9 protein-coding genes are annotated in these 12041 nt (G+C 61.9%); 4 read left to right on the top strand and 5 right to left on the bottom strand.

Features of this window, described 5'->3' with window-relative positions:
• Positions 1-141 precede the first annotated feature (141 nt).
• The 5 genes from HNQ83_RS26770 to HNQ83_RS26750 all read right to left on the bottom strand — a co-directional run bounded on the left by HNQ83_RS26770 (position 142) and on the right by HNQ83_RS26750 (position 5899).
• Positions 142-990 carry an ureidoglycolate lyase gene (locus tag HNQ83_RS26770; protein WP_175391857.1) on the bottom strand — a complete coding sequence of 283 codons (849 nt, stop codon included), beginning with the start codon at positions 988-990 and terminating at the stop codon, positions 142-144.
• 39 nt (positions 991-1029) lie between these two features.
• Positions 1030-1770, bottom strand: a complete 741-nt coding sequence (locus HNQ83_RS26765) for an SDR family oxidoreductase (protein ID WP_175391856.1) — start codon at positions 1768-1770, stop codon at positions 1030-1032.
• Entirely contained in the window at positions 1767-3149 is a 1383-nt protein-coding gene (locus tag HNQ83_RS26760) for an MFS transporter (protein ID WP_175391855.1), read from the bottom strand. Before HNQ83_RS26760 ends, HNQ83_RS26765 begins: the two co-directional genes overlap by 4 nt.
• A gap of 90 nt (positions 3150-3239) precedes the next feature.
• Entirely contained in the window at positions 3240-4820 is a 1581-nt protein-coding gene (locus HNQ83_RS26755; RefSeq protein WP_175391854.1) for an aldehyde dehydrogenase (NADP(+)), read from the bottom strand.
• A 128-nt stretch (positions 4821-4948) separates the two neighbouring features.
• Positions 4949-5899 carry a LysR family transcriptional regulator gene (locus HNQ83_RS26750; RefSeq protein WP_175391853.1) on the bottom strand — a complete coding sequence of 317 codons (951 nt, stop codon included), beginning with the start codon at positions 5897-5899 and terminating at the stop codon, positions 4949-4951.
• Between the two features lie 114 nt (positions 5900-6013).
• Here HNQ83_RS26750 and HNQ83_RS26745 point away from each other — a divergent pair, with 114 nt between their 5' ends.
• The 4 genes from HNQ83_RS26745 (at position 6014) to HNQ83_RS26730 (ending at position 11960) form a co-directional block, all read left to right on the top strand.
• A complete protein-coding gene (locus HNQ83_RS26745; protein ID WP_175391852.1) occupies positions 6014-7195 on the top strand; it encodes a fumarylacetoacetate hydrolase family protein in 1182 nt (393 codons plus the stop codon).
• A gap of 48 nt (positions 7196-7243) precedes the next feature.
• Positions 7244-9031 carry an IlvD/Edd family dehydratase gene (locus tag HNQ83_RS26740; RefSeq protein ID WP_175391851.1) on the top strand — a complete coding sequence of 596 codons (1788 nt, stop codon included), beginning with the start codon at positions 7244-7246 and terminating at the stop codon, positions 9029-9031.
• Positions 9032-9285: 254 nt separating this feature from the next.
• Positions 9286-11067: a caspase family protein gene (locus tag HNQ83_RS26735; protein WP_175391850.1), complete on the top strand. Its 1782-nt coding sequence runs from the start codon at positions 9286-9288 to the stop codon at positions 11065-11067.
• Positions 11064-11960, top strand: a complete 897-nt coding sequence (locus HNQ83_RS26730) for an alpha/beta hydrolase (protein WP_175391849.1) — start codon at positions 11064-11066, stop codon at positions 11958-11960. Before HNQ83_RS26735 ends, HNQ83_RS26730 begins: the two co-directional genes overlap by 4 nt.
• The last annotated feature ends 81 nt before the right edge of the window (positions 11961-12041 follow it).

Here is a 12041-nt window from a genome sequence, read left to right as displayed (position 1 = left end):
CCGTACGTCAGGGGCGAAAGCGCTTGGTTACTTGGCGCTTTTCCAAGTAACCCGCTGTAAGAGCGGAACCGCCAGCAGCCATCACCTAAGAAACGGATATGTACACCGTCTCACCCTGCCTTAGGAGCATTGCCACAAACCTCAATCCGCCTGCACAGTAACCTGACGCTGCTCACCAAGCCCCGCAATACCCAGGCGAATCGTCTGGCCAGGACGCAGGAACACCGGTTCGGGCTTGATGCCCAGGCCCACGCCGGGTGGCGTGCCGGTGGAAATGACGTCGCCGGGTTGCAGGCTCATGCAACGGCTCAGGTAAGCGATCAGTTGCGGTACGTTGAAAATCAGCGTTCGCGTATTACCGTTCTGGTAGCGGTGTCCGTCGACTTCCAGCCACAGGTCCAGTGTGTGCGGATCGGCGATTTCATCCCGGGTGACCAGCCACGGACCGAGCGGGCCAAAGGTGTCGAAGCCCTTGCCTTTGTCCCAGGTGCCGCCGCGTTCCAGTTGCCATTCGCGCTCTGACACATCGTTGATCACGCAATAGCCGGCGACGTGTTCCATGGCGTTGGCTTCATCGATATAGCGCCCGCCCTTGCCGATGACCACCCCCAGCTCGACCTCCCAATCGGTCTTCTTCGAGCCTCGCGGGATCTCGATGTTGTCGTTCGGGCCACAGATGGCGCTGGTCCATTTGTTGAAGATGATCGGCTCCTTCGGCACCTCCATGTTCGATTCGGCCGCATGATCGGCATAGTTCAGGCCGATGCAGATAAATTTCCCGACCTGCCCGACACAGGCACCGATCCGTGGCTGGCCGGCGACGACCGGCAGGCTGCGGGGATCGAGGGCAGCGAGGGCTGCCAGGCTGTCCGGGCTCAAGGCTTGCCCGGCGATGTCCGACACATGACCCGAGAGGTCGCGGATCTGATTGTCGGCATCCAGCAGGCCGGGTTTTTCCGAGCCTTTTTCGCCATAACGCAACAGTTTCATGAAAACTCTCCTGCTTGAACAGACAGTGCAAAAACGGGTTCAGATGCTCATGCCGCCATCGATCACATGCACAGCCCCGGTGGTATAGCTCGACGCATCGCTGCCCAGGTACAACGCCAGTTGGGCAATTTCTTCGGCGCTGCCGATGCGCCCCATGGGCTGGCGGTCCAGGAATTGCCGGTAGACCTGCGTTTCCTCGACGCCCTGTTGCGCGGCCTGATCGGCAATGCGCTGGCGCAGCGACGGCGACTCCACGGTACCGGGGCAAATCGCATTGCAGCGAATGCCCTGGCCGATGAAGTCGGCGGCGACGGCCTTGGTCAGGCCCACCACCGCCGCCTTGCTGGCAGCGTAGGCGAACCGGTTGGGCACGCCTTTGATGCTCGACACCACCGACGACATGTTGATGATCGAACCGCCGCCCCGTTCCAGCATGCCCGGCAGAAATGCGCGGATCACCCGGTACATGGCGGTGGCATTGATGTCCATGGAGCGCGCCCACGCGGCTTCGTCGCAATCCAGGATGTTGCCGCTGTGCACGTAACCGGCGCAGTTGAACAACACGTCCAGTCCGCCGATGCGCTCGCAGGCTGCGCTGATGGCACTGACCGACGTCACGTCCAGGGTGATGGCGGTGATGCCTTCGATCCCCTCCAGCCCACTGATATCGATGTCACTGGCGAACACCTCGGCGCCGGCCCGGGCGAAGGCAATGGCGCTGGCCATGCCGATGCCCTGCCCGGCCGCCGTGACCAGTACGCGCTTGTGCTGCATGTTCATGCCGTCTCCAGTTTAGCTGTGATGGCCGCGGTTTTCGGGGTTCTGCCGAGCATCCCTGCCGGTATGGCCAGGATGAGCCCGCCACTGACGAACAGACACAGGGCCAACACGTAGGTGCCGTTGTTGATGTTGCCGGTGAGGTTTTCCGCCACGGCGGTGATCATCGAACCGGTAAAGCCCGACAGGTTGCCGATGGCGTTGATCATGCCGATGCCGGCCGCGGCGGCGACACCTGACAGCACAGTCCCCGGCAGGGTCCAGAAAATCGGCATCAGGCTGAGGATCCCGGAAGCGGCGACACTGAGGAACAGGATGGACAGCACCAGGTTGTCGGCGAAGAAGGCACTGAGGATCAGCCCGACACCACCGATGAAGGCCGGAATGGCTGCGTGCATGCGCCGCTCGCCGGTGCGATTGGAGTGCCGTGCATTAAGCAGCATCGCCACCACCGCCACCGCGTAAGGAATGGCCGTGAGGAAACCAATGTGCAGGCTGTTGGTGATGCCGGTGCTCTTGATGATCGAGGGCATCCAGAACGCCAGACCGTAGAAACCGGTATTGAAGGTCAACAGGATCAGCACCAGCAACCAGACGCGCGGGTTGAAAAACACTTCGCTCAGGCGTGACGCCTTGCCTTGGTTATCGGTGTGCAGGTTGGCCTTGAGCAGGGCTTTTTCGGCCGCGGACAGCCATTTGGCTTTGTCGATGTTGTCGGCCAGGCAAACGATTACCACGAAGGCCATGATGATCGAAGGAATGCCTTCGATGATCAGCATCCATTGCCAGCCGGACATACCGTGCACGCCTTGCATGCTGTTCATCAACCAGCCGGAGAGAATCCCGCCCAGGGTGAGGCTGATCGGCATGGCCATCAGGAACCCGGACATCACCCGGCTTTGCCGATGGGTCGGAAACCAGTAGTTGAGGTACAGGATCACACCGGGAAAGAAGCCGGCTTCACAGATGCCCAACAGAAAGCGCAGCACGTAGAACATGCTGCTCGATTCGATGTGGAAAAAGCCCGCCAGCGGCACGGTGTAGGCCACGGCCATGGAAATGACGGCCCAGGTCAACATGATCCGCGCAATCCAGAAGCGCGCGCCAAATCGATGCAGCAGCAGGTTGCTGGGGACTTCAAACAGGAAGTAGCCCCAGAAGAACATACTGGCGCCCAGGGCATACACGGTGTTGCTGAATTGCAGCTCGTTGAGCATGTCGAGCTTGGCGAAGCCGATGTTCACACGGTCCAGGTAAGCGGCCATGTAACACAGGAGCAGGACGGGCAGGATGCGCCAGATGACCTTGCGGTAGGTCCGGTCTTCAAAATCGAGTTCGCTGGCTTGCGCCTGCGCGGGCAAATGCTCGGATACGGTTTGCATGAGGTAACCCCTGGGCATGTGGACATGCCTGATTGTTTTTATCGAATGGGTCACGCCGAATGAGCAATTCATCCGGCGGTTGAGCGATGACTACAGTGCCTGGGTGGTTTTTTCTCCGTTGACCAGGCGCGTCAGCCCCAGTGGATTGCTGTTCTTCAAGGCCTCGGGGAGCAAGGCATCGGGGAGGTTCTGATAGCACACCGGCCGCAGGAAACGATCGATGGCCAGGGTCCCCACGGACGTACCACGGGCATCGGACGTCGCCGGCCAGGGGCCGCCGTGGACCATGGCATCACAGACTTCCACGCCGGTGGGGTAACCGTTGACCAGTACGCGACCGACCTTTTGCTCCAGCACGGCCATCAGGTCGGCGCACTGCTCGAGTTCGTTCGCTTCACCGATCAGGGTGGCGGTCAGTTGACCGCGCAAGCCTTGCAGGGCGGCCAACAGCTCGGCCCGATCAGCCACTTCAACCACCACCGTGGCCGGACCGAAGATTTCTTCCTGCAGCAACTCATTGCCGGTCAGCAACAGGTCGACGTCCGCCTGGAACAATTGCGCCCGGGCCTGGTTGCCCTGCTGGGCCTGCCCTGCCAGGTGCCTGATCTGCGGGTGCGCCCGCAAGGTTTCACAACCCTGCACATAACTGCGCAAGCCGCCGGCGTTGAGCATGGTTTGCCCCGGTTGATCGGCCATCAACGCGCCGAGGGTCTGCACGAACGTGGTGAACGGCTCGGAGCGGATACCAATGACCAGACCGGGATTGGTGCAGAACTGCCCCGCGCCCATGACCACCGAGGCGGCCAGTTCGGCGGCGATACGCTCGCCGCGCACCTGCAACGCCTGCGGCAGTACCAGCACCGGATTGATACTGCTCATCTCGGCGAACACCGGGATCGGTTGCGGGCGGGCAGCGGCCATGTCGCACAGCGCCCTGCCGCCCTTGAGCGAGCCGGTGAAGCCGACGGCCTGGATCAGCGGATGCTTGACCAGCGCTTCACCCACGCCGGCACCGAAGATCATATTGAACACGCCCGGGGGCATGCCGGTCTGCCCGGCGGCACGAACAATGGCTTCGGCGACCCGCTCGGCAGTCGCCATGTGGCCGCTGTGGGCCTTGAACACCACCGGGCAACCTGCGGCGAGCGCGGCGGCGGTATCGCCACCGGCGGTGGAGAACGCCAGAGGAAAATTACTGGCCCCGAACACCGCCACCGGGCCGACGCCCAGGCGGCACTGGCGCAGATCGCCCCGTGGCAAGGGTTGGCGCGCAGGCAGCGGCAAGTCGATGCGCGCGCCGTAGAAATCACCGCGCCGCAGGGTCTGGGCAAACAGGCGCATCTGTCCACTGGTGCGGGATCGTTCGCCCTGTATGCGCGCCGCCGGCAACGCGGTTTCCTGGCAGACCAACGCCACAAAGTCCTCGCCCAGGGCATCCAGTTCGTCGGCGATGGCGTCGAGGAATTGCGCCCGGCGTGCGGCCGGCAGATTGCGGTAAATCGGATAGGCCTGGGCGGCGGCCGTCGCCGCGGCGTTCACTTCTTCGGCCGTGGCCTGAATGAAGGCCGTGGGCAAAGGTTGCCCGGTCGTTGCATCAACGCTGTGAAGCACCACCGACCCGGCGGCGCTGCGGCCACCGGCGATGAAGTTGTGTCCGGACAGTTCGGGCATGACAGTCTCCTGACCGTGATTGGAAGCTGGTCGATACTCTACTGTCGCAAACCGATTCTTTCCCAATGGCATTTTTGGATTAAGCGATAACGATCCGTTATCGAAATAGTCCGGCATTCCCGCCTGACTCAAGGTGCCAGATCACTGGCCAGCCGCGCGTTTTCCTTGAGTATTTCCGCGAATTCCAGCGCCGCTCCCACCAGTTGCTCGCCCTTGCGCGTGAGGATGCCGTAATCCTGCGGCACCAGGTGCAGCGGCGTATCCAGGGTTTTCAGCTGACCGCTTTCAAGCAGCGGATGGACCATGGCGTTGGGCAGCATCCCGATCATCGGCCCGCGTTGCAGCACCTGGAGAAAGGTCTGCATGGAGATGGTGTCGACGGTGTTGCGCGGCATCCCCACCCCCGCTTCGGCGAAGGCCAACTCCATGCGTCCGCGAATCGGCGTGCCGACCGGATAGAGAATCCACGGCAGATCCACCAGTTGTTGCAAGGAGGTCGGCCCGGCGTCCGCCAGCGGGTGCCGGCTGTTGACCACGATGCAGAACGGTTCGGGCGCCAGGGGCTGGAAGTCATAACGCTGCTGCTGGCTTTGATCGGTGAAACGGGCCACCGCCAGATCGAGTTTCTTCTCCTCAAGCATTTCCATCAGGTGGTTGCTGGTCTGCTCCACCACTTCAATGGACAGCAATGGCCAGCGCTGCTTGATCTGCAGGATCGCCTCGGGCAAGGCCACCGCCGTGGCGGCGAAAATCCCGCCGACCTTGAGGTGACCATGGCCGCCCTCGCGCAGGCTGCCGATCTGCTCGACGAACGAGCGCGCATCGTTCAGCGCGATTTGCGCGTAGCGCAGCACGTGCTCGCCCAACGCCGTCGGCGGCATGCTCCTGGGTTGGCGTTCAAACAGCGCGAACCCCAGCAGGCTTTCGATTTCCTTGAGCATCTTGCTGATGGCCGGCTGGCTGAGGTTCATCTGCTGCGCCGCCAGGTGCATGTTGCGTGTGCGCCCCAAGGTGTCGATCAGCAGCAAATGGCGGAATTTGAGCCAGCCGCAGAAGCTGGAGAAGGACAGATCAGACATGGGCATTCCTCGGATCAGCAATAACCGGACGTTATCGAATACTGAATATATCTCATTGGAGTTTATCGACTGCCCGCCCTAGCGTGAAGGCTTTACGAACCAGGAAGATTCGCCATGTCGCTACTGCTTACTCCCGAAAATACCCTGCCGGTCGATGGTGTGGCCGGTACCCTGATCGGCCGCGCCTGGGTGCCGGGCCGGATCGCCGGGCCTTCGCCGATTGTTCTGCGCAGCGACGGCGTGTTCGATCTGTCGGATCGTTTTGCGACCTTGAGTGACTTGCTGGAAACCGAATCGCCACTGGCCGCCGTCCGCCAGACGCCCGGCACCTTCATTGCCAGTGTCGAAGCCCTGCTGGCCAACACCGGCCCCGATGCCGACCCGTCCAAACCCCACCTGCTGCCGCCTCTGGACTTGCAAGTGATCAAGGCTGCTGGTGTGACCTTCGCTGCCAGCATGATCGAGCGTGTCATCGAGGAACAGGCCGGTGGTGACGCAGCCAAGGCCGAGGCGGTGCGCGCGACGGTGCAGGCCGTGATCGGTGACAACCTGCGTTCGATCGTGCCGGGCTCCGAGCAGGCCATGCGCTTGAAAGCCTTGCTGATCGAACAGGGCATGTGGTCGCAATACCTGGAAGTCGGCATCGGCCCGGACGCGGAAATCTTCACCAAGGCACCCGTCCTGGCGGCCGTGGGCAGCGGTAGCCGGATCGGCATTCACCCCGGTTCCAAGTGGAACAACCCGGAACCGGAAATCGTGCTGGCGGTCGACAGCCGCGGACGGATCCACGGCGCCACCCTGGGCAACGACGTCAATCTGCGGGACTTCGAAGGCCGCAGCGCGTTGTTGCTGAGCAAGGCCAAGGACAACAATGCGTCCTGTGCGATCGGGCCGTTCATTCGCCTGTTCGACGAACACTTCAGCCTGGATGACGTGCGCGCCTGTGTGGTCGACCTGCACGTGCAGGGCGAAGACGGCTACCGGATGCAGGGTTCGAGTTCCATGAACCAGATCAGCCGCGATCCGCAGGACCTGGCCGGCCAGACCCTCAATGCCAATCACCAATACCCTGATGGTTTCCTGCTGTTTCTCGGTACTCTGTTCGCCCCCACCGAGGATCGCGATCATGTCGGCAGCGGTTTCACCCACAAACTGGGCGACCGGGTCAGTATCAGCAGCCCGTTGCTCGGCAGCCTGCACAACCAGGTCACCCACAGCAGCGACGCCACGCCCTGGACCTTTGGCGTGAGTGCCCTGTTGCGGAACCTGGCATCCCGGGGACTGCTCGCCCGCTGAAGCCGGAACAGATTGTCGATTCATCCAATTACAAGAGAGAAACGAATCATGAGTGACATCCCCAAGCGTCGCCTGCGCAGCGAGCAATGGTTCAATGACCCTGCCCACGCGGACATGACGGCCCTGTACGTCGAACGCTACATGAACTACGGGATGACCCGCGAAGAGCTGCAATCGGGCCGCCCGATCATCGGCATCGCCCAGACCGGCAGCGATTTGACTCCGTGCAACCGCCATCACCTGGAGCTGGCGCAACGGGTCAAGGCCGGCATTCGCGATGCCGGCGGCATTCCCATGGAATTCCCCGTCCACCCGATCGCCGAGCAATCACGCCGGCCCACCGCCGCGCTGGACCGTAACCTGGCCTACCTGGGGCTGGTGGAAATTCTCCACGGTTACCCGCTGGACGGCGTGGTGCTCACCACCGGTTGCGACAAAACCACGCCCGCCTGCCTGATGGCCGCCGCGACCACTGACCTGCCGGCCATTGTCCTGTCGGGTGGGCCGATGCTCGACGGTCACCACAAGGGTGAACTGATCGGCTCCGGCACCGTGCTCTGGCATGCGCGCAACCTGATGGCCGCCGGGGAAATCGATTACGAAGGCTTCATGGAAATGACCACCGCGGCATCGCCCTCGGTGGGTCACTGCAACACCATGGGCACCGCCCTGTCGATGAACGCCCTGGCCGAAGCCCTGGGCATGTCGTTGCCGGGTTGCGCGAGCATTCCGGCGCCTTATCGCGAGCGCGGGCAAATGGCCTACGCCACCGGCAAGCGCATCTGTGAACTCGTGATGCAGGACGTACGCCCGTCGCAGATCATGACCCGCGAGGCGTTCGAGAACGCCATCGCCGTCGCTTCGGCACTGGGCGCGTCGAGCAATTGCCCTCCGCACCTGATCGCCATCGCCCGACACATGGGCGTCGAGCTGAGCCTGGACGACTGGCAACGGATTGGCGAAGACGTGCCGCTGCTGGTCAATTGCATGCCGGCGGGCAAGTACCTGGGCGAAGGTTTCCACCGTGCGGGCGGCGTGCCAGCGGTGATGCATGAACTGCAAAAGGCCGGGCGGCTTCACGAAGACTGCGCCACGGTCAGCGGCAAGAGCATCGGCGAAATCGTCAGCAGCAGCCTGACCAGTAACGCCGACGTGATCTACCCCTTCGAAACGCCGCTCAAGCACCGCGCCGGTTTCATCGTGCTCAGCGGCAACTTCTTCGACAGTGCGATCATGAAGATGTCGGTGGTCGGCGAAGCGTTCCGCAAGACCTACCTGTCGGAGCCCGGCGCGGAGAACAGCTTCGAAGCCCGGGCGATTGTGTTCGAAGGACCGGAGGACTATCACGCCCGCATCGACGACCCGTCACTGGACATCGACGAGCGCTGCATCCTGGTGATCCGCGGTGCCGGCACCGTGGGCTACCCCGGCAGTGCCGAAGTGGTGAACATGGCGCCACCGGCCGCGCTGATCAAAAAAGGCATCGACTCCCTGCCCTGCCTGGGCGACGGACGCCAGAGCGGCACCTCCGCCAGCCCTTCGATCCTCAACATGTCCCCGGAAGCGGCCGTGGGCGGTGGCCTGGCCCTGCTCAAGACCAACGACCGCCTGCGCGTGGATCTCAATGCACGATCGGTCAACTTGCTGGTCGATGAAGCGGAGATGGCTCGACGTCGCGCCGAGTGGACGCCGAGCTTCCCACCGTCACAAACCCCTTGGCAGGAACTGTACCGTCAACTGGTCGGCCAACTGTCCACCGGCGGCTGCCTGGAACCGGCGACCTTGCACCTGCGGGTGATTGCCCGCAGTGGCGGCGAGCCGCGGCATTCGCACTGATTGATCGATGCGCCCGGGTTCACCCGACATGTGTCGAGGGCGCCCGGGCGTTCAATTCAGTGTTATCGAACGCTGGCTGGCGTCATCGACATTGCAAATGTTTGGCGGTGAGCATCCTTGCCTTCTTTTTTCCAGATAGACGTCTATCCTTTAAACCAATCAACGCTGCTTGATGCTGCGCGCAAACGACACCGACATTAATTCCAGCGCGCGAATTGCCAGGCTCGAAATTGACGCGATCGCCGAGGAAAGAAATGGAGCGCGCAGTCGTCCTGATCGGTGTAAAGAAAGCCCGGGGCTTGCCGGAACTCTCTGCTGTCGGAGAAGGCATCAGGCAGATGAAACGATGGGCCGAGTCGCAAGGCATCGGCGACGATTACCTCAAGGTTCTGTGCGACGAAGTCTCTGGCGAGGTACGGGTCCATCAAGTGTGCGATGCGATCGCGGAGCTGGTTGAGCGTGGCACCGTCGGACAACTCATAGTCTACTTCGCGGGACACGGTGTTTATAACCGCGGTGAGCGCTGGCTGCTTTCGCGTGCCCCTCTCAATACGGGAGAGGCGATCAATGTAGAAGGCAGCATCCAGCTCGCGCGCTATTGCGGCATACCTCATGTTGTACTCATTTCGGATGCCTGCAGAACGGCGCCGGATGGCATCCAGGCCACGCAGGTTACGGGCACCGAAATTTTTCCGAACGAAGTGGCCTGCGATTTTGAACAAAAGGTCGATGTTTTTTTCGCATGTGCCCGAGGCAACGCGGCCTATGAAATACGCAACGTCACGGAGTCCGCCGAACGCTATCGCGCAGTTTATTCCCAGGCGCTTGTCGAATGTCTGCGCGGCATGCACCGCGAAATTATCGAGCCTGAGCCAGAGGAGGCGTCCCGCGCGGGCGTGATCCGTGCGGATCGTTTGCACGAGCAGTTGAAGCGTCTTGTTCCGGCGCGCCTGGAAAAGCGGTTCGGCCCACTCACTCTGCTCAACCAGATTCCGGATGCACGCATCGTGTCGCGCAAGGAATGGCTGTCGGAGGTGCCCCTGCAATTGTGCATGCACGAACGCGGAGGCGGCCCGTCGCTGCCGCCAAGACCCTCGCCAGCAGATGTGATTGAAAAAATGATTCTCGGCTCAGCCGTACCTGAGTGGAGGCAGGTGCCGACTCCGAGCGGTTTCCAAGGTCACATGACGTCAACGCCGCCATCCCCAATTCAAACCAACGAGATGAGTTCGTTCATAGCGTGCGTTCGGCGTCGGCTCACGGAGCGAGACACTCCTTTCAGGATTCAGGGCCGTGGTTTCGAGACCTTGGGTGAAGAACTGCGCTCAGTGGATGTTCCTTCGACTGCGAAGGCTACATTGCATCCGTCGAGAATGGCCGTGACCATAGAATCGGACGAGCCTGTCGTGAACGTCCTGCTGCGGTTCGACAGCGGCGCCGTCACGGTGCTACCTGCCATCGCCGGGCAACAGTCGCGACTCGTTTTTGAGCCTGGCCATCCCTCCGAGAAGAAAACCCGCTTGCTCGTAGACGTGAGTTACGAGCCGATCGGCGCGCGAGACGTGGGTGAAACACAGCGAAATGTCGGACTGGGTGACCTCCGACCCGCGATTTCGGCCGCCGTCAATAACGGACACCTGCGGCTTGACGAAGTGGCGTTGGATGCCTTGACGGACTACATCTGTACCCCTGCGAATGAAGATATCGGGCTCGCGCTCTACTGCGCTTACTGCTGTCACGAAGCGCAGCGGTCAGACTTGATTCACCGACTTTCCGAAATGGTCGAGATACATTTCGGCGTCAGGCTGTTTGACCTGAACCTGCTCAGTTGGGGCAGCGGCCCGTCCCTCACCCCAGGCAGCCCCGGCTTTCCAATACTTTCCCAGGGTTGGGCACTTCTACCCGCGTGCCGCGTTCGCGTTCCGGATGCGATCCGGTCGCTCGAACGATATTTGCTTCCGTCGCTGTGGACCTTGTACGAGGCAGCGGCTCACGACCCGCTCTACACCCTCATGATGCAAGGAGACCTGCAATGAAATGCAACCTGGTGTTCGTACACGGTCGCTCGCAGGAAATGAAGGACGCCTCGGCCCTGAAGGAAGAGTGGCTGGCAGCACTCGACTGCGGTCTCGCTTCGGCCGGCCTGTCCCTGCCATTGCAGGCCAAGAACGTCCGCTTTCCCTATTACGGGCAGACACTCTATGACCTCGTGAACGACACCCCGGCCGAGCATGTCGCCGAAGTTGAAGTGCGAGGCGCAGCGCATAGCAGCACCGAGCAGATCTTTATCCAGCAAGTACTCGAGGAAGTAGCCGAGCGCGGCGAACTCATGCCGGAGCAGATACAGGACGAGGACGAGCGCGACGCCATCGCTCGCGGCATGTTCAACGATGCGCGCCTGCTCGCGATTCTGAAGGCTCTGGATCGTAACGTGCCCTTCGCCAGTGGAGTGAGCATCGCGCTCGCCACCCGTGATGTGCATCGATACCTGACTCACCTGGGTACCCGCGACAGCATCGAGACCGGCGTACGCAAAGCATTGAGCACGGACGTGCCGTCAGTGGTAGTGGCGCATTCGCTCGGCACGGTAGTGGCGTATAACCTTTTGCGCCGGGAAGCCGAGACGCACGGCTGGAAGGTACCCATGCTGATCACACTGGGCTCGCCACTCGGCGTGCGCGCCGTCCGCATGCGCCTTGCACCTATTTCGCATCCCGCAGGCGTCACGGCCTGGTTCAATGCACGCGATCCACTTGATCTCGTTGCGCTTAATCCGCTTGATGCGCAGTCGTTTTCTATCAAACCGTCCATTGAAAACAAGAACGATGTCGTCAACGACACCGAGAACCGACACGGCATTGGCGGCTATCTACGCGATCCGGAAATTGCCCGGCGCATTCACGATGCGCTCACTCGCGCCAGCGAGTAGCCCTTGCCGTAGGGGCGCCAGATTGATTGACGGCATGATGACCCCAGGCGGCCGCTGCCACCTGGCTGGGTAACCCACATT

Origin of the sequence: Pseudomonas sp. C2B4 (genome assembly GCF_013359695.1) — a bacterium.
Taxonomy (GTDB): domain Bacteria; phylum Pseudomonadota; class Gammaproteobacteria; order Pseudomonadales; family Pseudomonadaceae; genus Aquipseudomonas.
This window is presented reverse-complemented; position numbering and strand designations above follow the sequence as displayed.

What these genes read in the sequence shown, in the direction of transcription:
- HNQ83_RS26740 (WP_175391851.1), top strand. Translation starts at nt 7,244, where the DNA reads ATGAGTGACATCCCCAAGCGTCGCCTGCGCAGCGAGCAATGGTTCAAT.
- HNQ83_RS26730 (WP_175391849.1), top strand. Translation starts at nt 11,064, where the DNA reads ATGAAATGCAACCTGGTGTTCGTACACGGTCGCTCGCAGGAAATGAAG.
- HNQ83_RS26755 (WP_175391854.1), bottom strand. Translation starts at nt 4,820, where the DNA reads ATGCCCGAACTGTCCGGACACAACTTCATCGCCGGTGGCCGCAGCGCC.
- HNQ83_RS26770 (WP_175391857.1), bottom strand. Translation starts at nt 990, where the DNA reads ATGAAACTGTTGCGTTATGGCGAAAAAGGCTCGGAAAAACCCGGCCTG.
- HNQ83_RS26745 (WP_175391852.1), top strand. Translation starts at nt 6,014, where the DNA reads ATGTCGCTACTGCTTACTCCCGAAAATACCCTGCCGGTCGATGGTGTG.
- HNQ83_RS26760 (WP_175391855.1), bottom strand. Translation starts at nt 3,149, where the DNA reads ATGCAAACCGTATCCGAGCATTTGCCCGCGCAGGCGCAAGCCAGCGAA.
- HNQ83_RS26765 (WP_175391856.1), bottom strand. Translation starts at nt 1,770, where the DNA reads ATGAACATGCAGCACAAGCGCGTACTGGTCACGGCGGCCGGGCAGGGC.
- HNQ83_RS26735 (WP_175391850.1), top strand. Translation starts at nt 9,286, where the DNA reads ATGGAGCGCGCAGTCGTCCTGATCGGTGTAAAGAAAGCCCGGGGCTTG.
- HNQ83_RS26750 (WP_175391853.1), bottom strand. Translation starts at nt 5,899, where the DNA reads ATGTCTGATCTGTCCTTCTCCAGCTTCTGCGGCTGGCTCAAATTCCGC.